17 protein-coding genes and 1 pseudogene are annotated in these 25,064 nt (G+C 57.3%); 10 read left to right on the top strand and 8 right to left on the bottom strand.

Annotation, left to right across the window (positions count from 1 at the left end; all coding sequences use genetic code 11):
• Nucleotides 1-73: 73 nt before the first annotated feature.
• Nucleotides 74-1,480 (bottom strand): FAD/NAD(P)-binding protein, encoded by a 1,407-nt coding sequence (locus QA644_RS25060; protein ID WP_283073738.1) that lies wholly within the window; start codon nucleotides 1,478-1,480, stop codon nucleotides 74-76.
• Between the two features lie 328 nt (nucleotides 1,481-1,808).
• A complete protein-coding gene (locus QA644_RS25055; RefSeq protein WP_283073737.1) occupies nucleotides 1,809-2,738 on the bottom strand; it encodes an alpha/beta hydrolase in 930 nt (309 codons plus the stop codon).
• Nucleotides 2,739-2,800: 62 nt separating this feature from the next.
• On the opposite strand from QA644_RS25055, the gene QA644_RS25050 reads away from it, so the two are divergent.
• The 5 genes from QA644_RS25050 to QA644_RS25030 all read left to right on the top strand — a co-directional run bounded on the left by QA644_RS25050 (nucleotide 2,801) and on the right by QA644_RS25030 (nucleotide 10,709).
• Nucleotides 2,801-3,997 carry an acyltransferase gene (locus tag QA644_RS25050; RefSeq protein WP_283073736.1) on the top strand — a complete coding sequence of 399 codons (1,197 nt, stop codon included), beginning with the start codon at nucleotides 2,801-2,803 and terminating at the stop codon, nucleotides 3,995-3,997.
• Nucleotides 3,998-4,156: 159 nt separating this feature from the next.
• Entirely contained in the window at nucleotides 4,157-6,010 is a 1,854-nt protein-coding gene (locus QA644_RS25045; protein ID WP_283073735.1) for an ABC transporter ATP-binding protein, read from the top strand.
• Between the two features lie 23 nt (nucleotides 6,011-6,033).
• Entirely contained in the window at nucleotides 6,034-7,926 is a 1,893-nt protein-coding gene (locus QA644_RS25040) for an ABC transporter ATP-binding protein (RefSeq protein WP_283073734.1), read from the top strand.
• A 1,138-nt stretch (nucleotides 7,927-9,064) separates the two neighbouring features.
• Nucleotides 9,065-9,295 carry a hypothetical protein gene (locus QA644_RS25035; RefSeq protein WP_283073733.1) on the top strand — a complete coding sequence of 77 codons (231 nt, stop codon included), beginning with the start codon at nucleotides 9,065-9,067 and terminating at the stop codon, nucleotides 9,293-9,295.
• A 673-nt stretch (nucleotides 9,296-9,968) separates the two neighbouring features.
• A complete protein-coding gene (locus QA644_RS25030) occupies nucleotides 9,969-10,709 on the top strand; it encodes a hypothetical protein (protein ID WP_283073732.1) in 741 nt (246 codons plus the stop codon).
• Here the strand turns inward: QA644_RS25030 and QA644_RS25025 are convergent.
• Complete coding sequence (locus QA644_RS25025; protein WP_283073731.1) at nucleotides 10,690-11,229, bottom strand: hypothetical protein; 540 nt, start codon at nucleotides 11,227-11,229, stop codon at nucleotides 10,690-10,692. The genes QA644_RS25030 and QA644_RS25025 overlap by 20 nt on opposite strands.
• Before the next feature lie 508 nt (nucleotides 11,230-11,737).
• On the opposite strand from QA644_RS25025, the gene katG reads away from it, so the two are divergent.
• Together katG and QA644_RS25015 are read left to right on the top strand one after the other, a co-directional pair.
• Nucleotides 11,738-13,927, top strand: a complete 2,190-nt coding sequence (katG, locus tag QA644_RS25020; RefSeq protein ID WP_283074020.1) for a catalase/peroxidase HPI — start codon at nucleotides 11,738-11,740, stop codon at nucleotides 13,925-13,927.
• Nucleotides 13,928-14,058: 131 nt separating this feature from the next.
• A complete protein-coding gene (locus QA644_RS25015) occupies nucleotides 14,059-14,256 on the top strand; it encodes a hypothetical protein (RefSeq protein WP_283073730.1) in 198 nt (65 codons plus the stop codon).
• Nucleotides 14,257-14,409: 153 nt separating this feature from the next.
• Here the strand turns inward: QA644_RS25015 and QA644_RS25010 are convergent, their stop codons facing one another.
• The 3 genes and pseudogenes from QA644_RS25010 to QA644_RS25000 form a co-directional block, all read right to left on the bottom strand.
• Nucleotides 14,410-14,589 carry a hypothetical protein gene (locus QA644_RS25010; RefSeq protein ID WP_283073729.1) on the bottom strand — a complete coding sequence of 60 codons (180 nt, stop codon included), beginning with the start codon at nucleotides 14,587-14,589 and terminating at the stop codon, nucleotides 14,410-14,412.
• 175 nt (nucleotides 14,590-14,764) lie between these two features.
• A pseudogene (locus QA644_RS25005) lies at nucleotides 14,765-14,851 on the bottom strand (cold-shock protein); the annotation flags it as partial.
• A 64-nt stretch (nucleotides 14,852-14,915) separates the two neighbouring features.
• Entirely contained in the window at nucleotides 14,916-18,200 is a 3,285-nt protein-coding gene (locus tag QA644_RS25000) for a TM0106 family RecB-like putative nuclease (RefSeq protein WP_283073728.1), read from the bottom strand.
• Between the two features lie 555 nt (nucleotides 18,201-18,755).
• Here QA644_RS25000 and QA644_RS24995 point away from each other — a divergent pair.
• Entirely contained in the window at nucleotides 18,756-19,739 is a 984-nt protein-coding gene (locus QA644_RS24995) for a WYL domain-containing protein (RefSeq protein WP_283073727.1), read from the top strand.
• 509 nt (nucleotides 19,740-20,248) lie between these two features.
• On the opposite strand, the gene QA644_RS24990 is transcribed toward QA644_RS24995, so the two are convergent.
• Together QA644_RS24990 and QA644_RS24985 are read right to left on the bottom strand one after the other, a co-directional pair.
• Nucleotides 20,249-20,839 (bottom strand): hypothetical protein, encoded by a 591-nt coding sequence (locus QA644_RS24990; RefSeq protein ID WP_283073726.1) that lies wholly within the window; start codon nucleotides 20,837-20,839, stop codon nucleotides 20,249-20,251.
• A gap of 125 nt (nucleotides 20,840-20,964) precedes the next feature.
• Nucleotides 20,965-21,405, bottom strand: coding sequence for a hypothetical protein (locus QA644_RS24985; protein WP_283073725.1), 441 nt, complete (start codon nucleotides 21,403-21,405; stop codon nucleotides 20,965-20,967).
• Nucleotides 21,406-22,318: 913 nt separating this feature from the next.
• On the opposite strand from QA644_RS24985, the gene QA644_RS24980 reads away from it, so the two are divergent.
• Both QA644_RS24980 and cydB read left to right on the top strand, forming a co-directional pair.
• The gene (locus QA644_RS24980) at nucleotides 22,319-23,734 is read left to right on the top strand and encodes a cytochrome ubiquinol oxidase subunit I (RefSeq protein ID WP_283073724.1); all 1,416 of its coding nucleotides are present in this window, start codon (nucleotides 22,319-22,321) and stop codon (nucleotides 23,732-23,734) included.
• A complete protein-coding gene (cydB, locus tag QA644_RS24975) occupies nucleotides 23,724-24,725 on the top strand; it encodes a cytochrome d ubiquinol oxidase subunit II (RefSeq protein ID WP_283073723.1) in 1,002 nt (333 codons plus the stop codon). Before QA644_RS24980 ends, cydB begins: the two co-directional genes overlap by 11 nt.
• Nucleotides 24,726-25,064: the final 339 nt, after the last annotated feature.

Below are 25,064 nucleotides of genomic sequence, written 5' to 3'. Positions count from 1 at the left end.
AGCCCCCGTGGGAAACACCAGTTTCCTAAACCGAAGGAGCCGCGAAATGGTTCCCACAAAAGTCCGAATAATTTCAAACAGCTCTGCTTCGAGGATAGAACTGCTCTCCTACCTTCTCCGCAGCCGCGTAGGCCTGGGTGACGATTTCAGGGACCAGATCGATATCCGGCAGACTGCCAAGGCCGAGCGGACCGACGGCGAAGAGGCCGTCCACCGTCGATCCGTCCTCGAGGCAGAGGTCGCCGCGCTGATCGACGGCAAGCCCCAGCGAAAGCTCGTCGGGCACGGCAAGGCCGGAGCCGATCAGGCTCTGCATCAAAGGCATCGCCAGATCAGGTGCCTTGCAGCGGCAGTCGAATACACGCTCCGCATAGATGACTTCCTCGACATTTGACCCGGCCGGCGTGAAGAAGATGCCGCTGAGCCCCCGGCGGCCGGCCGTGCCTCGACGAAGGATAGTATTGCCTTCGGCAAGCTCGCGTTTCAAGCGCAGATACATCGCTTCTGGCAGGCGGTTGCGGTGGCTGTCGTAGATGGCGCGCAGATGCCGGTTGAACTGGCGTTTCTGATCGGCCGGCAGCGAACGCCAGAGAGAGCGGGCATGTCTGCGCAGACCGTTCATCACCGATTGCCAGCTACGGCCCTCTTCTTCTGCCTCACGGCAGGCAGTGCGGATGAAGCGGACGATCTCGGGCAGCTTTTGCGGCAACGCCTCGGCCGGGAAAACCGGATCGGCGGAATTCGGTGTATGGCTCTGCGGCAGGAAACCATGCTTCGAGACAATCGTGATCTGGCCAGTGTAACCGCTATCGCGCAGTTGCAGCAACTGGTCGACCACGCGGATGCCGCTTCCAAGGAGAACAGCATGCGGCCGGGCGACGAGACGCTGGGCCCGCACCGGCGACCGATCCTCCGTCTCCGGCTCGGGCTCGGAAAGCCCGTAGCCGGTGGCCAGGACGACGGTATCGAAGAGCGGATTGGCTGGATGGGCGCTTTCGAGCAGAAAGCGGTTTGCATCGCTTCTGCGGATTGCGACGACCGGCTCGTGACAGACCTGTACGGTGATATCCTTGCGGGCTGCGAGCGCTTCTGAAAAGCGCTGATAGACGTAGTCGCTGAAAAGTGCCTTTGGAACGAAAATCTGGCGGAAACCCGGGATCGCGGCACGCACGGCAGCCCGGAATTCCGCGTTGCTACAGAGCCAGTCGTTGAAATCGTCGGCGTCGCCGAGCGACACCGAAAGGTCGCGCACGCGGGTATTGAGGATCGTCGAAGCGCGCGCCGACGACAGCGCCTGGCCCCCGCTGACCGAGGAATTCGGATCGAAAAGCTGAAGATGGAACGGCGTTCGCACCGTTTTCATCAAGGCGATTGCGCTCATCATGCCGGAAAAACCCCGGCCGACGATTGCGATACGAGGGACAGCCGAAACCCGTGCTGTCGTCTTGAACTTCGAAGCAAAAAGTCCCTGAACCGTCATCTCAACTCCCTTGCAGGATCAGCCCGCATCGTGTCTCGATCAAGGTTTTCAACGCAGGACAATGCGCCTGCGTTGGTGAGGTTCATGCGGCCGTCTGGAAAGCTTGCCGCTCATCGAAGCATTGAGCTTCGTCAGAAACGAGGGAACATTGCCGTCGTCATAGTCTATCAAACTAGTCGTGTATGAAAGCCCTAAAATGGGAACGTGGCAAGCGTTTTGTTCGGCATAACTGCAGACAAGTCAGCCACAGTGCTGAAACAAAAGAGAGATTTGTCCTTTCCACCGCGCCTTGTGCTGCCTTGTCTAAGATACCTTTCGGACCAGGCGGCTATTTCACAACGCGATCGATCAGGAAATTGAAAAAATCGCTGTAGCGCGCCGGAATACGCTCTGCCCCCTCGAGAAGGGTCACGGCATGGCCGTTCCTTTCGGCGGTCTTTTGAAATTCTGCGCCAAACTTCGGGCTGTGGACGAGCGCCATGTGATCGCTCGACTGATCCTGCAGCCCCCCCGAATAGAGAAGCACGATCGGCGGCGAGTCTGCGCGAACCAGATAGGAGGGTGACAGCGTCGAGATGTAATTCAGGAATTTATCTCTTTGCGCCAGAAAGGATTGGAAATCCGCTTCGGGCAGGCCAAAGGCATGGCCTCCGTAATTGATGGATGGACCGACCCAATCGCGCATCTCAAAGGGATCGATCGTGGTTTGCGCATCGATGCCGCCGACCGCCTTGATCGCCTGCAGCGAACCGTCCTCATTGATCGACAATGCCAGCCAGAGCGCATTGAAGCCGCCTGCCGAAGCGCCGTATATGGCAAGCCGTGTATTATCAATGCCAAGGCTCCCGCCATTCTTCAGGAGATATCCGTAGGCCGATTTGGTATCCTCAAGCGCGGCAAGCACGGGCGGGAATATCCGGTCGCGTTTTGCCTCGACCAGATTGCGATAGTTGATCGCAACGACCGCAACGCCCTTCGACAGCATATAGTCCCTGGCATTGGCCGCGAGATACTGCTTGTCACCATTCCACCATCCGCCGCCATGGACATAGATGATCGCCGGAAACGGACCGGCACCGGGCGGTTTATAGATGTCCATCCTGTTGCGGGCGTCGCTTCCGTAGGCGATGTCCTTGAAGGTAGGACCGTCCCTATCAGTCGAGGCCAAAAGCTCGCAAGTCCCGGCCGCAAGTAAGAAAAACGCGAGCCCGGCTATAGCCAGCATCGCCGTGATACGCCTCGATAATCCGTAACTCATGCTGCAACCTCTCGCCGTCCGCCACGTGTTCCAAGATAAAAAGTTTACAATCCACGCGCAATATGGGTGGACAACGGAATTATATTAATAGTAATACGCTAAATAAACAAATACTCGAAACTTATCCGGGACATATACTCCTTTTGGATGAGACTATGCCTGAACAAAAGCCTGCAACACATTATTACGTGGTAGATATAGTCAGAATTTATGCTGCTGCATTGGTTCTGCTATTCCACTTTTCAAGCTTCCAGCTTCCGCAAACTAGCGGGCCGGTGTTCGCCTTCCTCTGGCCATTCGATGGGGTTGGCAGCATTGGCGTTGAGATTTTTTTCGTGATTTCCGGCCTCGTGATCTCCATGAGCGCAGAAAGCGCCAGCGGCATGCACGGCGCTCTCCGTTTCATTCACCTGCGCGCCCTTCGAATCCTGCCGGCTTTGTGGATTTCCAGCGTGATCGGCTTTGCGGCCTTATCGCTGGCGGGCCAGGACATTACGTCTCTTGTCCCTCCCCTCATCCGTTCCTCGGTCCTTTCGCCGGTCGGGCCTTATATCGATGGCGTCGTATGGTCGCTGGTGGTCGAGGCTGCGTTCTACCTGACCGTCGGGATCACGATCGTCTTTGCGCCGCGTCTTTCTTTGGAAAACCTGGCGAAGATCATTTGCGCCGGAAGCTCGGTCTATCTTGTGGTATGGTCTGCGGCCTTTCTACTCGACAAGGAGCTGTTTGCGACGCTTTCGCGTTTCCCTTCGAAGGTCTTTCTCATGCGCTACGGCGTATTCTTCGCGCTGGGCATGTTGCTGTGGGCTCACCTGCGCGGCCATCGCTCCAAAGTCGCGATCGGCGCCCTGCTGCCAGCAGGTTTGATGTGCATTGTCGAGATATTCGTCGGCAGGGATCTCTTATGGGGCATCGGCACCGGGGCCTGTGTGGTGTGGCTGACGGCCACAGCCTTTATGGTTTTTTGCATCATGCATGCGGACGCATTCGAAACCGGGTTCACCCATCGGCAGCGGACAATATTCCGATATCTCGGAAGCCTGAGCTACGCACTCTACCTTAATCATTACACGTTCGGCGGCTTGATCGTCCAATCGCTGGCGACAGTGCTGCCGCCAGTCTCGCGGGTGTCTGTCGGTTTGCTGTTCTGCGCTTCGGTTTGCGCCGTCCTTTTGATGTCCTGTTTCGTCACGTCCGCAGAAAGGATCGTGAAGAAACCTCTAATGCTGCGGCGTTCGCCGCAATTGGGACCGAGCTGAGGGATTCGTCTCACTCACGAGAAAATAACCAACTGGTGAATTCTTTACTTGAACGCTCAGGTAGAATCGGCAAAACTAAGCGCGCTAATCAATCCCTTCATGGAATTGCCGTCTTTTCGGGCCAGCGTCCGAACCATACATCTATTTGGAATCAATACCGTGAGCAGCGATGCGTCGATACGCGCGACGAAGCCTTCAGCTTCGCTTGCGCTTGTGAATGCGGCAGGCTGGGGCAAGGGCCTTTATACGCTGGTCCGCATCACCGTCATGGCCTTTCGTCACCCTTGGCAAGCGGGTTTCGCCATTGGCGCAACCCTCATAGCATCCGCGTTCCAGCTTCTGATTCCGCGCCTGCTCGGCCAGGCGGTCGACCATACGCAGGTTGCATTGACCGGCGGAGCGGCCGGCCAGCTGGCGCAGGAGGCGCTGCTGACGACGGCGCTGCTTTTACTCGGTGCCAGCGTGCTCCGCGGCGTCTTCACGATGGTTCAGAACTATTACAGCGAAAGCGTCGGCCACCACATGGGCTACGAGCTGCGGCTTGCCTGTTACGAGAAGATCCAGCGGCTCTCCTTCAGCTTTCACGACACGGTTCATTCGGGCGATCTGATCACTGTCGGACTGCTCGATCTCGAAGGCGTGCGAATGTATTTTTCGACAGCGCTTGTGCGTGTCTTCCTGCTTTCGACGCTGATCGGGATCGGTGCGTACATGCTGATTTCGACCGATGTGGTTCTTGGCCTCCTGGCGCTGAGTTTCGTGCCTTTCGTCGGCTGGCGTTCCTCAGTGACGCAGCTGCGGCTGCGTGCCACGTGGCTCGACCTGCAGGAGCGGCTTTCGGTGCTGACCCGTATCATGGAGGAGAATCTCGGCGGCATCCGTGTCGTCCGTGCCTTCGCAGCGCAAGACCACGAGCTCTCCAAATTCGAAAAGGCATCGAAGAATGCGCTGACGCTTGCCCACCAGCGTGTCGGTATCCGTGTTGCTAATACCAGCGCCATGACCTTTTCCTTCTTCGCTGCGATGGGCCTCGTGCTCTGGGTCGGCGGAGAAAAGGTAATGGCCGGCGACATCACCGTCGGCACGCTCGCCTCGTTCTTGACGTTCATGACCATCCTGCAAATGCCGGTGCGTCAACTCGGCCTGATGGTCAACGCCTTTGCCCGGGCATCGACATGCGGCACGCGCCTCTTCAATCTGCTCGACCTGGAGATCGCCATACGCAATGCCCCGGATGCAAAGGAATTGAAGGTGTCAGAAGGCACGCTTCGTTTCGAGAATGTCGCCTTCGCTTATCCAAGCTCGGACATGCATCAGGTGCTTCACGGCGTTTCCTTCGAAGCGCGGCGTGGTGAAACGGTTGGCATCGTCGGCCCGCCGGGCAGCGGCAAATCGACGATTGCCCATTTGATCCCGCGCTTTTATGACGTGACGAAGGGAAGGATCACGATCGACGGGCAGGATATCCGCAAGGTGACACTGCAATCGCTCCGCCGCGCAGTTGCCGTCGTGCAGCAGGATTCCTTCCTGTTCACGACAACCATCGAAAACAATATCGCCTATGGCGACCCGTGGGCCAAGGAGCCGCGGATCGAGCGCGCGAGCGAAAGCGCGCAGCTGCACAACTATGTCCTCGGCTTGCCGACAGGCTACGGCACGGTGGTCGGCGAACGCGGCATTTCGCTATCCGGCGGCCAGCGCCAGCGCCTTTCGATCGCGCGCGCGCTGATGCTGAGGCCGGCAGTGATGGTATTTGACGACTCGACGGCGGCGATCGACGCTGCCACCGAACAGCGCATCCGCGCCGCCATGCGCAAATACGCCGCCGACCGCGTGACGATCATCGTCGCCCACCGGCTGAGTTCGCTGATGCATGCCGACCAGATCCTCTTCGTCGAGGACGGCTGCATCGTCGAGCGCGGCACGCATGAGGAGTTGCTGGCCGCCGGCGGCCGGTACAAGGCACTTTACGACTTGCAGGTGCGGCCGGGCGACGACGCTTTGAGCGCGTAAGAAACCGGCGCAGGGAGGACTTCATGGCCGAGGAACTGGAAACCGAACGTTCCGACGTTCGCGAGGACGGACGCCGTCCGCCGCGGGCGGTCGTCGGCTCGCATCGCATTGAAGAGGAAATGTTCGGAAAGGCCTTCGACGGCAACATCGTCAAGCGCATCTGGGCTTTTGTCGAGCCATATCGCACGCAAGTCATGTGGTCGGTCGTAGCCGTGCTCACCTTCACGGCGATGCAGCTGTTGATCCCCCTGATCATCCGCTACGCGATCGACCACGGCATGCAGCCGGGCGGGGATCGTTCCGCCCTCCTCTATTCGATCATCGCGTTTGTGATCGTGATCCTGATCAATTATGCGGCGAGCTACGCCCAGGAGACGCTGGTCGGCAACGTCGCCGAGGAGGTGCTCTTCGACATCCGCAAGGCAATGTTCTCCCATCTCCAGCGGGTCTCGCTTTCCTTCATGGACAAGACGGAGGTCGGACGGCTGATGTCGCGTCTTCAAGGCGACGTGAACTCCATGCAGGAGTTTCTCGAGACGTCAGTGCTTTCCGTCGGCGATATCGCCCTACTCTTCGGCATCGTTTTCGTGATGCTCTATCTCGACTTCAGGCTTGGCCTGCTGACGCTCTCCGTCTTGCCTGTCCTCTTCATCGTCCGTCTCTTCTGGCTGCCGCTGGCGCGCAAATCCTTCATGGCGGCGCACGAGACGAACTCGGTTGCGGCTGGTGCGCTTGCCGAGGCAATCCATGGCGTCCGCGCCGTGCAGAGCATGGATCGCCAGGGCGTCAATTTCACGCTCTATGACGACAAGGCGCACGCGAACCTCAAGACGCATCTGACGGCCGCCCGCTATGCACAGGTGATGGTACCGATCGTTGATTCTTTGACCGGCGTAGCAATGGCTCTCGTTATCGTCGTCGGCGGGGCGCGCGTCCTGAACCAGGCTCTCGATGTCGGGGTGCTCGTTGCCTTCCTCTTCTACATCCAGCGTTTCTTCGATCCGATCCGCTCGCTGACGCTGCAATATTCCGTCATGCAGCGCGCCATGGCGTCGGGTCAGAGACTGACGGAGGTTCTCGATGTCCCGGTAGAGATCAAGGATGCACCGAACGCCATGGCGCTTTCGAAAGACATGGACGGTTCAGTCGAATTCCGCGACGTCGTCTTCGGCTACAATCCGAAGCACCCGGTGCTGAAGCAGGTGAGCTTCAAGGTGAACCCCGGCGAAACAGTCGCCCTCGTCGGCCCGACCGGCTCAGGCAAATCGAGCTGTATGTCGTTGATCCACCGGTTTTATGATGTGCAGCAGGGCCAGGTTTTGGTCGGAGGGCATGATGTACGCCAGCTGACGCAGGATTCACTCGGCGATCAGATCGCCATGGTATTGCAGGAACCTTTCCTTTTCACCGGTAGCGTCTTCGACAACATTCGCTATCACAAGACAGAGGCGACGCGCGAACAGGTGATCGAAGCCGCCAAGGCCGTGGGTGCTCACGACTTCATCATGCGCCTGCCCGAAGGTTACGACAGCGTGCTCGGCGAGCGCGGCGGCAACCTGTCGCTCGGCCAGCGGCAGCTGCTCAGTTTCGCTCGTGCGCTCGTTGCCGATGCAAAGATCCTGGTGCTCGATGAAGCGACGGCGAATATCGACAGCTACACGGAAATGCTGATCCAGAAGGCGCTGGTTAAACTTCTCGAAAACCGCACCGGCCTCGTCATCGCCCACCGGCTGGCGACGATCCGGGAGGCCGACCGTATCATCGTCCTGCAAAATGGCGAGCTCATCGAAAGCGGCGATCACCGGCAGCTGATGACGAACGGCAAACTCTATTCGCGGCTCTACAATCTGAACTATGCCTCCTTCGACGATATTCCGGAGGAGGTTTTGTGTAGGGAGCCACCAATAATGTCCTAAGGTCGAAAAAATGCATAGTAGTTATTTTTATCATCCGGCGTAAAACGTCGAGTCGTAGAAACATACCATAAATTGAATGTATACTATTATATTGTCTACGTATTGCTGATGTAATGATCGCCTCAACTGGCCTTCAAAAGATATATTACCACCGCACAACGCGATTCATAATCCAGAACATATTCTGTTATGCTTTAGATTATATGCGTACCGCTATTTTCACTTCCAATATGCCGGCTGGCTGACCAACTGGCAACAGCTACCGTGTTTGAGCGTTCGGAAGCTTCTTATCGACCGCAAGCGAACGGGATTCGAAATGCCGACACCGTTGGGTTTTTTTGCGACCGCGTATGCCATCAAGGGCAGTTTGTCGGGAGTTGTCTATCGGACATGGAAGTTTCCTGCGCCGTCGTTGACGGATGACGGGCTGCCGATCGTGCCCGGATCCCGGTTGTTCGCGTTGCCGGTATTCGACTGGCCGCCCCTTGGACGATTTTCCTCCTACAGCTCCCGTGTCGGTCCCGTTGCCGATTGTGCCGGTGCGGTTACCGTTCGTCCCCACCCCTGATCCGGAGTTGGGACCTCCGTTTGTTCCTGAGCCGGTCGAAGAGCCTCCAGACTCGCCTCCCGTGCCATCAACCGCCCGCCGGATGATTGCGCGAGCGCGGAAGTTGGCGAGGCTGCGCGATCTGCTTTTTGCAGATCCCAATCCACGAGGTGGATGGGATCGGGGCTTGGAGGAAATAGATTCCAAGCGCGAAGCGCTCACGCAAGCCGGTCTTGACGTAAGCGAACGCCTAAGACGAGCGTTAGCACCTCTTGGCGGAAGTTTTTCCGAAATAACTCGAGAGACTGCGCCGAGATACTCATGCTGTACCTCTTCGCCAAATCGCCGATGAAGGGCGACCAAACCATTAGTAGCGCTGATTGCTATCTTGGCGCGCGCCGCTCCGGAAACGTCGCGGATAGCACCAGCGCAGCTTATTCCGCGGAAGGCGCAGAGTTATCTCACGACCACGGCTCCACGGAGCAGTGGCCTCAAGCGATCCATCAAAGGTGGGCTGGGGACAATGCATAACCGGTGTTCGCGCCTGTCGCATCTCGTCGTATAAAGGCAGTCCAACAGGAGTTGACGGGCATGATCGGACTGGCAGGTCTCAAGCCGGGTTGCTTTTTCTGGGCAGTCTCCAGAAAGGTCGGCGGGCAAACGCCCGAAGTTGTCCGAATTTCCACTGAGTTCGGTCAAGAACGAGAGTTCTGGACGGTGCTAGTGACCGGTTCAGATCAGCATCACATGCCGGATGATTTCGAGTTCATCGTTGAAGTAGCACTTTCGACATGGTCGAGATTCCGAGACGCTGCAGAGTGAAACAGTATTGCTCGGAACGGCGGTCGCGCGATCTCCCAACCCATTTGGAGTTTGACGAGTCTAGCCTATTATCGCTATCTCTTGTTCAAACTCCCAAATACCAGGACGGCGCAGAGTTTCTCGGCGGGTCGGTGTCGGTGACTGACAGCATTGTGGATCAAATTGGCGGGGACGAGCCTTCCATTCAGGGAGTGATCTTAAAGGCTTCTGGTCGGCCGGAAGGCGAAACAGGCCGATGTCGCGCGGCGCTCTTCGTCTAGAGGGGCTGGCCCTCAGACGACGCCAAGGGCGCATGGCAGCTAGGCAATGAGTTGAACATCCTCCTGAACCCAAGCAAGTCCCGGCCAGTCATCCCTTGTGCCGTCTAGCGGCCGCAGCGACGCCCCGGGGGAAGCGCAAACCCCAAACAGAAATCTAAGCATAAGCAGTTCTTCCAGCTCGGCCTAACGAGCGCAAGCTGGAACGATTTGTTCAGACGAAAGATCTAGGTTGATTTACCTCCAACTTTCATGATGTCGTCAACGTGGTCCGTTCTATTAAGTTATTGAAAAGTATCGGCGTCCCTGTTGTGGATTCGCTATTAGAAGTAGGTGGGGGCGGATGGGCGCTAGCAATGAGTGTTGCCAGAAAGCTCCCTGGATCACGCCCACGGATAATTATCCTAAAGGCTGCAATGGTTTTCATAGTGACCGCTCCGGCAGCAGTATTGGCGGTGAAGAACCAAGTTACGATTTATTTGGCCCTACCTACAACAATGGCGAACGTGTTCAAGCACGGTCCCGAAACGAAGACAGCGGCCAGCTCCAAACCTAGACTAGGTCTTCCTTCCTTAGACGAATTGTTGTTCGCTCAAGAGCGGTTTCGACCCGGTGATTTTGCCGATCGTGCACTGCTCGTCAGCTTGGTCCAACGGACGGAAACTGATCAGCCTTTTCCATCCAAGGAATACGCCTCGACGGTGCAAAGTCTCCGTGACGCCGTCAATATCGTGGACCTCACCATCTCAGGCCTCGGGTCCGACAAAGGCAAATCCGTGCCAATCGTGTTCACTGCCGGAGACGACCGTTATGACCAGGCGCTCGCGCAGAGTTTGACGACGTCGTTCAAACGATCCGGCTATGCCGTGGGGACGACCGACCCAATTCTGAATGTAAGGGTAAGACTGAAGGATATTGCGTATTCGACGCGTGGAACGGGCATTGTGGAAGCGAGAGCGACTGTAACGACAAAGCTAATTTGGGTCTGGCGGGACACAGAAAGCAAAGCGGTATCATTGCCGAACTTCGATTCGGTCTTTCGGGTGCAAGGTGATCGCGATGAAGCGATCGCCGGCCTGTACGGAGATGTCGCGCAGAAGCTCTTGCAACTTCGTCCTCTTACCCCGCAGCAAGCGGTTACACCCCCCGCAAACTGATATCTGGGACGCCAAGCGAAACCGTCCTCCACTTTGCGCTTGGATCGCCCTCAGCTACAGCGCTGCGTGCATGGACCAGCAGACCCACTGATACCGTATCACCGATTTCGGCCTTTCCTGCGCCAAATGGGAACGCGAGTGTGACGGTGATTGAGTGGTTGGCGTCCACTATTGTCGCGTTATCATTTGTCCGTTCTTTCTGATTATTGAGGCATTCTGTAGGGTTATTGCAGACATAGATGCCTCCCACGGGATAGATATTTGGGTTGAGTGAGAAACTGTGACCTTCATTATCGACTGCCGTCGGCTCCTCGGCGATAAAAAGTTGTTTGGCGATCGAAGACTCATTCGTGATCACTAACGTCACCACGAGGGTGGCATTGGATTTCGAGGCTGAAGCACTAACTGCCTCGGCTCTAATTCCGGCCGACCCAAATGTCCTCTCGCCACCTGCCCAGGCCTGAAAGACCCCCATCGAGAGGATCAGAGCGGCCGGAGCCATTATCTTCAAGTACGACATCAAAAACCTCTTCAGGACCCTTTGTTCAATGCGCAACCAGCGTTACCCCTGAAAAGCCAATAACAACTTAATAAGCGCTAGCTGCCTGCCTTCCCCAAGTTCCTCACAGCGCGCACTAAACTCTTGTCCAGGTTGGACTGTGAAGTGCTCGTCGAGTGCCAACGACGAGGCTCTGCGAGTGCGGCTGGGTGTCGGCCGTAGCGGAGCGCAGCTCTGCGGACCATACCTACCTTGGTATTGACGAGGCTATACTTGGATATGAGCGCCTGCGACGGCGGTGACTGATAACGTGAAAGCACGGCTCAGGGTGTGAGGTTCTTTTTCGCCCAGTTTTCCCCGCCTGCATCTCAAAGGGCTGCGACTTTCGGCATGCCTGACGGTGTAGGCGTGTCACCACATCACTGAGAGCCGCGAGATTGTCGGCCGATAGGCCAACTCGAATTCAAAACTTCGCCCTCCCCCAAACGCAGCCGCAGGCATCTCACGGAGAAACGAAATGGATACGAAAATTGACACCGCTGGCAAATGTCCGGTTGCCCATTCGGCACCCCGCGGGAAGTCAATTCGAGATTGGTGGCCGAACGAGCTTAACTTGGACGTTCTACACCGAGGCTCTTCGCTGTCGAACCCGATGGGCAAAGGGTTCAACTATGCCGAAGAGTTCAAGACGCTCGACTGGCTAGCGCTGAAAAAGGACCTGCACGCCTTGATGACGGATTCGCAGGGCTGGTGGCCAGCGGATTTCGGACACTACGGCGGCCTCTTCATTCGTATGTCTTGGCACGGCGCCGGCACCTACCGCATCGGCGACGGTCGCGGGGGTGCCGGAGGCGGCCAGCAACGTTTCGCGCCGCTCAATAGTTGGCCGGACAACGTCAACCTCGACAAGGCGCGCCGTCTGCTTTGGCCGATAAAACAAAAATACGGAAACAAGATCTCTTGGGCAGACCTGCTGATCCTCACGGGTAATGTCGCGCTTGAGTCCATGGGTTTCAAGACCTTTGGATATGCGGGCGGGCGCGAAGACACATGGGAACCTGAAGAAGATGTTTTTTGGGGACCCGAAACGTCATGGCTTGCGACCAGCGACATGCCGAACAGCCGCTATTCGGGCGACCGACGGCTTGAGACGCCGCTCGCAGCGGTGCAGATGGGCCTCATCTACGTCAATCCAGAAGGCCCCGACGGGAACCCCGACCCGCTAGCCGCCGCCCGCGACATCCGCGAAACCTTCTCGCGAATGGCGATGAACGACGAAGAAACAGTGGCGCTAATCGCTGGTGGCCATACGTTCGGCAAGACCCACGGCGCAGGTGATGCCGCCAACGTCGGACCAGCACCGGAAGAAGCTAGTATCGAACAGCAGGGTTTCGGCTGGCAGAGCAGCTACAGGAGCGGTCGCGGTGGTGACACGATCAGCAGCGGCCTGGAAGTCACATGGACACAAACTCCCACCAGGTGGAGCAACCACTTCTTCGAGAACCTGTTCGGCTACGATTGGGAGCTGACGAAAAGTCCGGCCGGCGCTCACCAGTGGGTCGCGAAGGACGCGGCGAGGGTTATTCCAGATGCCGCCGATGCTTCGGTACATCATCTTCCGACCATGCTGACTACGGATCTTTCCCTTCGATTTGATCCGATCTACGAGAAGATTTCGAGACGGTTCCTTGAGAATCCGGACCAGTTCGCAGATGCCTTCGCCCGGGCGTGGTTCAAGTTGACCCATCGCGATATGGGACCGCGCGTACGCTATCTCGGGCCCGAGGTGCCAGATGAAGAGCTGATCTGGCAAGACCCGGTCCCTGCGGTCGAATATAAGCCGACTGACGAATTGGACGTCGCCGATCTCAAGGAGAAAATCCTTTCGTCCGGCCTTTCGATCCCACAACTGGTTTCTACGGCGTGGGCATCGGCATCGACCTTCCGTGGCTCGGATAAGCGAGGCGGCGCAAACGGCGCACGCATTCGCCTTGCTCCCCAGAAAGACTGGGAGGTCAACGAGCCGGCACAGCTCTCATCGGCCTTGACCGTTCTCGAACGCATCCAGAAGGCATTTAACGAAGTGCAGTCTGGCGAAAAGAAAGTGTCACTCGCCGACTTGATCGTTCTGGGCGGCTCGGCGGCAATTGAAAAGGCTGCGGCCAACGCTGGCTACCACACCAAGGTTCCGTTCATTCCCGGCTTCACGGATGCGACACAAGAGCAGACGGATGTGCATTCGTTCACCTATCTTGAGCCAGCCGCTGACGGATTTCGCAACTACCAGAGCGAGCGTTCTCCGCTCTCTCCGGAGGCCGCCCTTGTCGACAAAGCGCAGCTCTTGACGTTGACAGCCCCCGAGATGACGGCCCTCGTCGGTGGTCTGCGTGTCCTGAACGCAAACTTCAACAGTTCGCAGCATGGGGTATTCACGCGGCGTCCGGAATCACTAACGAACGACTTTTTCGTGAACCTGCTCGACGTGGCTACCGCTTGGTCAGCGGTGCCGGGCTCAAAAAACGCCTTTGAAGGCCGCGATCGAAAGTCCGGCGAACTCAAGTGGACAGCAACGCGCGTTGATCTTGTTTTCGGATCAAACGCCCAGCTCAGAGCACTTGCTGAGGTCTACGGGCAGGCCGATGCTCAGGAAAAGTTCGTGGAGGATTTCATCGCGGCTTGGACGAAGGTAATGTACGCAGATCGCTTCGACCTCGTTTAACCGCCGCCTCATAGCGCGGCTTCTAGAGGCCGCGGCCAACTGGCAAGGGCCTGGTATAGAAATCAACAGGCCAGGCCGCTTAGCACGTGCCCCCCGCTTCTACAGTTGAATATTATCGAAAGGACAAATCCATGGCTGAATCCGTAGCACGAGACGACCTGGACGCCAGAATTGCCGAAGTAAGCGAAAACATCAGGACCCTCATCGAGCAGGCTGCCGGAGTCAGCGGCGCGGCGGATGACGACTTAATCCAGGAGCGTCTCGAAGAGCAGCAGGCACTGTACGACGAGTTGATCAAACAGCGAGACGCGCTCGACAACGCGTCGTGATCCGACTTCCTGATCTACTAAGCGTCAGACGCATTAAGAGAACCGTTTCTAGCACGGAGCTTAGCATAGCTATGCGCTTCTGCTCCTCAGGCTTGACTGGCGGCTATACCTACAGATGGGTTGCGATTTCAGGGCGTAGGTCGAAGATGCTCGTTATAAAGGAGAAGGTGGATGCGACGATATCGAAACGGCCGGCGCTTCAGATGTGCCAGCGAGACTGGAAGCCGATGTGTTGTTATCGAGCAGTTTCGCGTGGGCGGCGATGCGATCGGAAAGAAGGTCGATTACATGACGGACAATGGCGATATTGCCCACCGTCTTGATGACGCCCATTTCTTTCTCTTGACGAGGAATGAGGTTGTGAAGGTCCAGAAGAATGTGGGGCGGCGGGCTGAGGCTCGCCCTTCGTGAGCGGCTTGGTGTCCAAAACGCCGCTTAGAAGTCAATTTGTGTTGCGCTGGGGAAATCCCGCAGGAATCGCGAGATCTCTGAGCCGTGCTCCAAGCAATCAAAGGACCGAAACGTTCTCTGCCTTGGACTTGCCGGCCCTGCGGTCTTGCCCGACTTCGTAGCTGACCTAGTCACCTTCCATCAATCGCGAACACTACCGGTCGCCAGGCGACAGCTGGTGTGCCGCAAAGCATCCTGCAAAGGTCTGTTCATCCTCGCCAATTACCAACGCTGGGCAACGCACACAGCGTATTTGCCAACTGCATCTGCTCGATGGTCTTGCACTTGGTTTCCCGCAAGCGTGGCTCGCCAAAGACCAAAGCCAACGACTTCGCCCGTGAAATGGCCACGTTGATCCGATTGAGCGAGAACAAAAACTCCATCCCGCGAGCAGAGTCATCGATCGTCGACGCAGTCATTGAAACGAGGCAGATGGCCGCTTCCTGGCCTTGAAACTTGTCGACGGTGCCGACACGGATTCCGGCAGGCAACGCATCGCGCAGCGCGTTGACCTGGGCGTTGTAGGGAGCGACCACAATGATGTCGTTGTGGTCAATCTTCCTCGTCACGCCGTCCTTATCTGTCAAACGGCCACCAAGAAACGCCTTGGCTGCTTTCGCGATTGCCTCGACCTCTTCCGCGGAAATCTGAGCGTTTCCGTCGTGTGAGATGGGTACCCAAAAGGCACCCGCCTCCGGAAACCCGGTCTCGAAAACGCGCTGGCGCGCGGTATCTGGATGGCTTACCAATCGACCTTCGTAGACTTGCTCAGAAATGAAATGGCATACGTCCGGATGCATGCGCCGGGTGGTCGCCAAAAAAATCCCGCGATCCGGCGGCACCGTGGGGTGCCCAGCGAGCATCCATTCGAGGCAAGAGAGATTCGCGGGCTCAGGATGTGCGCCTTGGATAACCTGTGGCACCTGTCTCGGATCACCAACGAGGACGAAGTTTCTGGCCGCGCGCCCCATGGCGGTCATGTTGGCCAGGCTGACTTGTCCTGCCTCGTCCACGAAAAGCCAATCGAACGCCTGAATATTCTCGTCGCGGGAGAAGAAGAATGCGGTTCCTCCGACGATCTGGCCGCTTTCCTCGGCAACCCTGTTCTCAGTCGTGCGCCGGACCTTGCACCCTTGGGGATAGCCGTCGTCCTCACCGGAAATCTTGTGAACAATGTCCAAGGGCAATGGATACCCGCTTTCATCGCGAGCTTTGATGCACCCCATCAACACATTCCGGATGGCTTCATGGCTATTGGAGGCAACGCCAACGCGGTATCCCGCCTCCACCAGCGACAGGATTGCGCGCGCTGTTACATGCGTTTTTCCGGTGCCGGGCGGACCTTGGATCGGCAGCACGGTTTCGTCCATTCGATGCACGGCCGCGATCGTACCCGCCACAGGATCGCTACCCTGTAGAACCTCCCCCTGCTCACCGGATAAGCGTGGCGCTGCCGCCGACAGAAGGTGGTCCACCGCCTGATAGCGGCGCGGTCCGCATTGATCGCGAACCACGTCGGCAATGGCAGCAGCGATAACCTTGGTGTTCAATGGAGGGTCGGGGTGCAGGGTCAACTGGTCGGCGAGCAAACCTGCTTTCTTGACGCCGATTTTGACTGTGATTCTGCGTTCAGCGCGATCCAAGTCCTCAATGGATACAGAGGCGAAGCCGTCTGGCGTCGGCACTGTCGCCATACGTCCTGCCCGCAACTTGGTTTCCTGGGCTGGAAAGATATATGTCCTGATCACAGAGCGATTGACGACTTCAAGCGGTCCCGTTGCCACCAAGCCCCCGAGTGCATCCAGATCGTCGATGAGTTCGTCTTCTTCCTGTCCAAGGCTATCAAAGATTGCCCACCATGCAGGCTTGGCCTCGCGCTTATGAAAGAGGCCGAGATTGAAAAGCATCTCCTGGCGGTCCTGTGGCAGGCCCGATGCCGCGATCCGATCCCGAAACTCCCTGGTTTCCTCATCCTCGACAACCTCCTTGTCGCTCGCATCCGTGGTGAACTGCGGCCACTCGCCCTCTGGACGGATCGACACCAGCCAATTACGCAACATCTCGGTCGAGATGCAGTCGATCCGATTGTAGTCTTCGATCTCATCGAGAATGGTTTGCTCGCTATTCTCTCTCCAAGCTTCATAGGCAACGACGGAGCCGCCGGCGGTCTTGACCTCCCCTTCCCGCTTGAGTCCGTAGAATGCTTCAAGAGATTTGATCGAATAGTTGGGCTCTGACGCCAGCAGCCCGCTGCGGACTACGGCGTAGAGATCGACGAAACGCCGCTCGCGCAGCAAGCGATCGAGAAACGCCTCCCCAATCCCGTACTTTGCGGTTAAGCGTCGAAGTGCCGTGATCTCATACGGCGCGTAGTGATAGATGCGTGCCCCTGGGTAAGCGACTAACCTCGCTCGGAAGAAATCGAGCAACTCGCCGAGCGCCACTGCTTCCGCGCCGTGGTCGTGAGCCCAGAAAGAGCGGAAATCGCCGTCGAACCAGACGCCGTGAAGGTATTCGAGGCCGCCTTCGTAGTGCGGATCGCCCTCGATGTCGTAGAAAAGGTCGCCATCCTGCGGTTTCGGCAGGAGGTCAAATCCTTTGCCTGGGAGCGCTGGCCGCAGCTCGTAGGTTGGCTCGCCTGTTTTCCTGGCGTGCTGTAGGCGGGCTTGGGCTCGTAGCTTCTCGAAGGTGGCCGACGCCATCCCACGGATTGGCCCGCCATGCTCGGCAAGTTTGGCCATCGTCGTGACGCCGGCGACCTCGAGCTTTTTCACTTGGCCTCGTGTGATGTTGGCCACATTAAACAAGCTGTCTTCTGCGGCCCAGACAGACTCACAGTGGTCAGCCCAACGACAAAGCCCGCATTCAGAGGACGGTTCAGGCCTCGTCGACTTTGGGTCAGCCACGAAACTCTCTAGCCGGGACCGTGCCATGCGAGCGTAAGCCGAGTAGTCAGCGAGGCGAAGAGTTGCCCGTGTCCCATCGCCCAGTTCGACGTGAGCGAACTCCGGGGCGAGACCCTGGATCTCAGTCAGAAGGTCGGAATACAGGACCAACTGGAGAACGTGTTTGGGATGCGGGCGACGCTTGAGCTTGGTGTCGGCAACTTCGTAGCTGAAGTTTCCCAGCTTCGACGGACAGTCGACCTTTTCCAGGAAGTCCGACCAGCCACCCCATTTCCCTGAAAGCATTGCGCCTTGAAAGATCACCTCTGCTCCCGACATCAGAGCTTCCTTGGTGGCCTTGACATTAGTGGCCAGGTTGCCGCGCGTGATCTCGACGATTTCGCGTCCCTCTGATCCAAGCCGAGCAAGGTGAGCAGCTTCGTGGGCATCACCCTGTTTCTGCAACAAAGCGGCATCCTCGGTATCTTCGCGCGGCTCAGGGCCCTCCCCGCGGAGATGCATGAGATCAAGGGTCGTTGAGTGAGCGCAGCCCATGAACCGCATGAGATCCGTTGCCGAGAAGAGCATGTTGCCGTCTACGTATCTCATGGAATAGGCCTCTTCGATTTTAAGCAACCGGCGGGAGATGCGGGCTCTCTTGGGTTGCAACGTGAGCAATACCGATGGCGTAAAGTCAATCTGGCAAGCGAGGCATAAGCGTTAGCACCAAGCCCGTGATCGCAATGACCGGGGAAGCGAGCCGGCGATCCGCTGGAATAACGACGAGATCCCCTTGCGGCGCAGGATCCGAAACTCTCGCTGGATCCGAGTTCGAACTCCTTCCACGACCGCAAGGCATAAGCCTGGCTCGCCGACATACCGTCCCGGACGGAACTGATGTGCCGGCGCAGAGATGCGGAGTTCCGAGTTCCTCACTACGATGCCGGCACCCTTCGCCGGCGGCGATACCAATGGGATGTCACCGTCGCATCGCAATAGACGCTCGATTTTCATGATCTTGGCCATCGTTCATTCTCCTATTCTCTCGCGCGGCCTTCGGAGGACGCCCACGCTCGGATTTTGCGGGCTCAACTCTCGACCGCCCGTGAATAGCGTTGTAATAGGTGTGGGTGTCATTTTCTGTCACCCAGAGTAGGAGTGAAGATGTCCTTCTCGAAAGCCCAGGATTTGATCCGCCTCGCCCGACTTGCAGCGACGCGGCGCGTGGGTATGAGTCTTGAAGAGATCTGCGAGGAATTCGACGTAACGCACCGGACTGCACAGCGCATGACCGAGGCGCTTGAAACTGTGTTCACTGGCGTTGAATGGCAGGATGGGCCTGATCGCCGTCGCCGGTGGCGAGTGGCCGATCCGATGCTCGATCGGCTTAGGCCAAAGGAAGAGACCGCGATCGAGGCATTGGAAATTGCGGGTCGTGCCGCTCATGCAGAAGGTCGGGCGCGGCACGCCAAGGCACTTTACGATTTGCGGGAAGCATTGCTGTCTCGCCTTGCGCCGAGAGACGCGCTGAGGACGGAAGCGGATGCGGAGGCAGTTCTGACGGCGATGGGGTCGGTGACGACGCCCGGGCCGCGCGTAAACCTCAAGCCGATGGTTCTCGATGCGATTATCGAGGCGCTCCGTGGCCCCTTTCGCCTGCGACTACGCTATGGAGAGACGGACTCTCCTGAGCGAATTATCGAGCCTCACGGACTCCTGCTCGGTCACCGCAGCTATCTCGTGGCCAGGCAGCCATCGCGCGGAGATATGATCCTCAACTTCCGGACTGATCGAATTCATTCGGCAGAGGCGCTCGATGAGAGCTTCGCGATGGCCGACGGGTTTTCGTTGGACGACTATGCGGCCCAATCATTCGGCGTCTATCAGGACCCCGCTCAATATGGCGAGGTCGTCTGGCGGTTTGCTCCAGAGGCGGCCGCGCGCGCCGGGGAGTTTCGTTTTCACCCCACACAGGTTCTGGAGCCAATGGATGATGGAAGCCTGATCGTGCGCTTTCACGCGGCGGGATGGCTCGAGATGACGTGGCACCTCTACCAATGGGGAGACAAGGTTGAGGTAATCTCTCCCGAGGGGTTGCGCTCAATGGTCGAGGGATATCGTAGGGTAGACTTTGGGGCTCTTCCGTAAACTCCGCCATGTGGGCGCGCTTTGGCGCTGAGGATGGCGGCAAGTTGCCGCCAGCCTACTTGCGAACCTGCCCACTCCGAACGCTACCGCGCGCCCTGGTTCGAGAGTCGCGGACGCTGTTGGTGCGCACATTGTTGATTTGCACTGAGAAGTGACCCGGCATTGCGAGATATTTTCATCGAGAATTGACCCATGTTTTGAACCTTGCTCCGCGTGTTTTCAGCGGGAGCTATGGAGTGATCGACATGGCGTTATTGAGCGTGATCCGACGCTGGCATTTTAACCTGTGATCGCGGCCGATCCGCATCCAGACAATGGACGGGCGATAGCCGTCTACAAGAAGTTGGGATTCGAGCCGTCTGGACCACCTCAAGAGACAGAATGGGGCTTGATCTTACCAATGCTGGCAAGGCGATAAGATTGCCTCTTTCGCTACGTCTTGCCGTCAGACCACGGTCGGGCCTCTAGAGCGATCGGCGATGCTCTTCATCCTAGATGCACGCCAACGCTCATTTGCGGTCGAAGCGATCGAGCATCCGCTTCAAGTGTTCATTCTGGAGTTTAAGCTTCTCGGCCAGCTGAGCCCTCAACTGCCTGATGTCATCATCTAGCCCTGTCATCTGGTCTGACGGCGAGACCCGGGGCAGTCGCGATTCCGCAACTGGTTCTCCCCTCGTCGGCACTGGCTGTTGCTTGCCTTGAGTGCTCTTTGGCTTAACGACACGCCTCTTAGGTGCTGCTAATGAGGACGGCTTTGTTGCCGTCAACGGGGGCTGATCTAGCGTTGCGTCCGTCAGGTGGTCTTGCTGCCCCTCCGCTTCTGCGGAGGCTTCGGTCATCTCTGAACCTGTGGGAAATTCCGCTGTAAGCGGAACACCATTAGTCTGAGGAGGCGCGCCTGTCTCAGTGCTCTCAACTGGGAAGTCGTCGCGGGAGATGCCGGTCTCAATCGGCGGTGCCGGCGAAGACTCTACTTCCTCGACGGCCCTTTGAGGCACAGCGACCTTTTCTTCGGGAGCGGCATCGAGAGACTCCTCACTTTTGTTGTCGAGAGGTCTACGAGAAGTGAGCTGCGCAATGAATTTCCAGGGTGATCTCATATGGGGAGCCTCCGGCAATCCGCGCGACCGCATCTTTCAAGATTATCATCGGCTCGTTTCACGAGCCGATGAGCGGACAAAGCTTGAGCTTTATCCGATTCGATTATGGGCAGAATAGCGATCGGTCAATTAAGCCCAAGACGCTTCCGGAGATCCGCGTTCTCTACGCGAAGCTTATCGGACAGTGCCTGACGCAGGCGCTGGTTTTCTGCTTCGAGTTCTAGGAGTTCGGCAATGCTTTCTGCAGGGATCGCATCGACGGCCTGAACCTTGGGGGTTTGGCTCGCCGGCTGCGGCTTTGAAGCTTTTACGCTAGCTGCTGCGCTTTTGGCTGGCCTTCCGCCACGCTTCTTTTCCGCATTCGGTGTCGCCTCCACAGTAATTTCGGTCTGCTTTCTACGTCCGCGACCGGGCTTTGCGCTGGCGGCTGGTGACGAAGTCGCGCTTGCTTCCGCTACTCCCTTCGGGCGTCGCGGTGCGCGCTGTTTCTTCACCGGCGGAGTAGCAACGGAATCGGTTGCGGGGGCTTCCGTAACTGCGGCGGCAGTGGTTTCTTCGGCCATCATTGTTTCCCTTTTTTGAGCTGGTCTGATTTCAACTGGACACACAGTCAAGTCAATACAACGTAATACTCCTGGCGTTGATAGATCGCTAAGATTCCGTTCGGGGCGATGGCACAGGGCAACTTGAGATAAGCAACGACCAAAAGGGCCTTAACAGATGTGCGTTTATTTCGTCAACGCATGTCGCAATTACTCAGCCTGCTCACCGGGCTGCGGGAATATAAGCTTCTTGGTCTCAAGGCAAATTGGCAGGACCCATATCGGCAAACAAGTCTCAGACCTTATTGGTTCGCCGCGAGAGGACGATGCTGGAGGCTAAAGCCATGCCGACTTTCGTAACGGGAATTCGATACCTATCTCGCCAAAGCGCATATTGTCACCGCTGGAGAAGTCGTGTCGAGCATGGGGATGCTGACCGCAAAACGACAGCCAAGATAGCGTTCCGAGAATTAGCGATAAAAACTGCCAGCCCGTAGTTGTTGGGATCCCTTCATCTTGGTCCACAGGTGTGAACTCATTTCTGAATCAGGCCCCGCGCGCAACCCGCGATGGCTTCTACTCCGCCACCAGCTAGCAGACGCGACGGTCGCCGGCGACAGATTGATCGCGCCTAGGGGGATTGGGGGAACTTTGTCCTATGACAGGACCATCCCGGAGCGAACCTGCTATCATACTTAGGCAGCCACCTTCTACACTTACGTATAGTTTAGCGGCGCTCCCGCGATGGTTACTGTCTAGCGGAATTCGAAAGAGCCATAGTTTCGGTGATGCAAGAACTCAGAGATTGACTGCACCTGGCCGGCTTGGACAGGCACTCAACTTCCGCCTTGCCGATACCTAACAGCCGGCTGCGGATAGTTCTTTGCAACGCGTTGTGGCTCCGACATTGGCAATCTGCACTCGATCGGAGATCGACATGCTCGAAGGTTTTGACGCCACAACGCTGGCGCGGATACAGTTTGGCTTCACAATCTCATTTCATATTATCTTTCCGGCATTCTCAATTGGGCTAGCCAGCTACTTATTCGTTCTTGAGGGGCTGTGGCTGAAAACCCGCGATCGCGATTACCTGGAATTGTTCGACTTTTGGAAAGCCATCTTCGCAGTGGCGTTCGGTATGGGAGTCGTCTCTGGGGTGGTCCTGTCATATCAGTTCGGTACGAACTGGAGCGTCTTTTCCGACAAGGCAGGCCCCGTCATCGGCCCTATGATGGGATACGAAGTTCTCACCGCCTTCTTCCTGGAAGCGGGATTTCTCGGCATCATGTTGTTTGGGCTTCCCCGAGTAGGGGAAGGCTTGCATTTTATGTCAACCGGTCTCGTAGCGCTGGGCACACTGATTTCGGCGACTTGGATCGTGGCGGCAAACTCATGGATGCAGACCCCAGCCGGGTTCTCGGTCAATATGGCTGGGCAGTTTGCTCCCATTGACTGGTGGAAGGCGGTATTCAGTCCATCATTTCCGTATCGCGCCGTGCATATGGTCTTGGCCGCATATCTTACGACCTCTCTCGTCGTCGGCGCTGTGGGCGCTTGGCACTTACTCCATAAGGCGGCTCCCCCGAGAGCGGCGAAGATGTTCTCTATGGCGATGTGGATGGCGACGATCGTTGCCCCGATTCAGATTTTTGCGGGCGATCAACATGGCCTGAACACACTCGAGTACCAGCCGACTAAAGTCATGGCGATGGAAGGCCATTTCGAAAGCCATCCCCATGGAGCCCCGTTGGTACTCTTCGGAATTCCAAACCAGGATGAACAGCGGATTGACTACGCTGTGTCAGTTCCTCATCTATCAAGTCTAATTCTAACGCACTCATGGAACGGACCTCTTACGGGGCTTAATACGGTCCCTCGTCAGCTGCAGCCACCCGTTGCGGTCGTTTTTTGGTCGTTCCGCGTAATGGTTGGACTAGGTGTGACCTTCCTTGCCCTCGGCGTGTGGAGCTTGTGGAATCGCTACCGCGGAACGCTTTTCACGAACAGGTGGTTGCTTCGCGCGGCGGTGGTTATGGGGCCAACAGGCTTTGTGGCGGTTCTCGCTGGTTGGATCACGACCGAGGTCGGCCGGCAGCCCTTCACCGTATACGGCCATCTCCTAACGGCGCATTCCGCATCCCCAGTGCATCCTGCCGGGGTCGCGGCTTCCCTCATCGCATTTATTGTTGTGTATTTTTGCGTATATGCGGTCGGCACGTTCTACATTGTCCGCCTTATGGCAACGATGCCCCAAGATACGGCAGAGGTGCTATCCGATGCGCCAATCCGCGCCACGGGTATCGTGCCAGGGCCCGCACTTAGTATCATTAAAGGAAGGCCTCATGAGTATTGATCTCGCTCTCGTCTGGGCAGGCATAATTGCGTTCGCTGTCCTGACATATGTGGTGATGGATGGCTTTGATCTCGGCGTCGGTATTCTCTTTCCCTTTATCCGAAACCGTGAGCAACGAGATCAGATGATCAACACGGTCGCCCCCGTCTGGGATGGAAACGAAACCTGGCTGGTCATGGGCGGCGGCGGGCTTTTCGCTGTTTTCCCGCTCGCTTACGCGACGATATTACCTGCGCTCTACGCGCCAATTATCGCCATGCTGCTCGGTCTCGTTGTTCGTGGAGTGGCTTTTGAATACCGCTGGCGAACCACGCAAGGCGTATTCTGGGATTTTGCCTTCTTTGGGGGGTCTTGTCTTGCGGGCTTTTGCCAGGGCCTCTCACTTGGCACGCTCGTGCAAGGCATCAACGTAAGCAACCGCGCATATAGCGGTGGCTTTTTTGACTGGTTGACGCCTTTTTCCATCACGACAGGTTGTGCGGTTGTCGTCGGCTATGCGCTCCTTGGATCGACATGGCTTATCTTGAAGACGTCCGGGGACGTCCGCACTCACTCGAGGCGTATTGCACCGCCCTCACTTTTCCTGACGGTTGCAGCTATGGCCATAGTTAGTGCTTGGACGCCATGGCTCCACCAAGCCTACCTGGATCGTTGGTTTGGCAATCCTACCGTCATCTTTTCGGTGCTGGTGCCCCTCCTTGTTATCGCGTGCGTGTTCGTCCTCATGCGAGCACTACGCCGCGGAAACGATACTTTGCCATTTGTTTGCGCACTTGCGTTGTTCACACTCGGTTACATCGGCGTTGGCATAAGCTTCTATCCTTACATAGTCCCGACGACGCTTACGATCTGGGAGGCTGCCGCTCCAGCTGAAAGCCTTGCGTTCTTGCTTGTTGGAACATGTGTGCTGCTTCCGATTATCGTAATGTACTCGGCATACTCCTATTGGGTTTTCCGAGGAAAAATCCAACCCGGAGAGGGTTACCATTGATGAGCCCGAAGGCATGGTCACGGATCGTTTGGTTCGTAGGGCTCTGGATCTGCAGTGTCTTGGCCATCGGTGCCTTTGCGGGTCTCGTCAAGATCTGGATTGGGGCTGGTTGATTTCGCGCGCTTGTAGTCAAGGTAATGGTGACGGCAAACGCGATCATGCAAACCCTACGGTCGAGCCTTTCCTGTAGGCGCGCCCCGGGCGACCCGAACGGGCTTAGTGCTCCAAGTGGGACACACGCCTTCGATCGGCGCTTTTACTGGTACACTGGGCCCGCTATCATGCATTCTCATCTGCAGTTGCATGCGTGCTGGGAGGGAAGCGCTACAGCCTTTTATA

Origin of the sequence: Rhizobium sp. CC1099 (genome assembly GCF_029714385.1) — a bacterium.
Taxonomy (GTDB): Bacteria; Pseudomonadota; Alphaproteobacteria; order Rhizobiales; family Rhizobiaceae; genus Rhizobium.
Note: the sequence above shows the minus strand (reverse complement) of the source record. Positions and strands in the feature narration are given on the sequence as shown.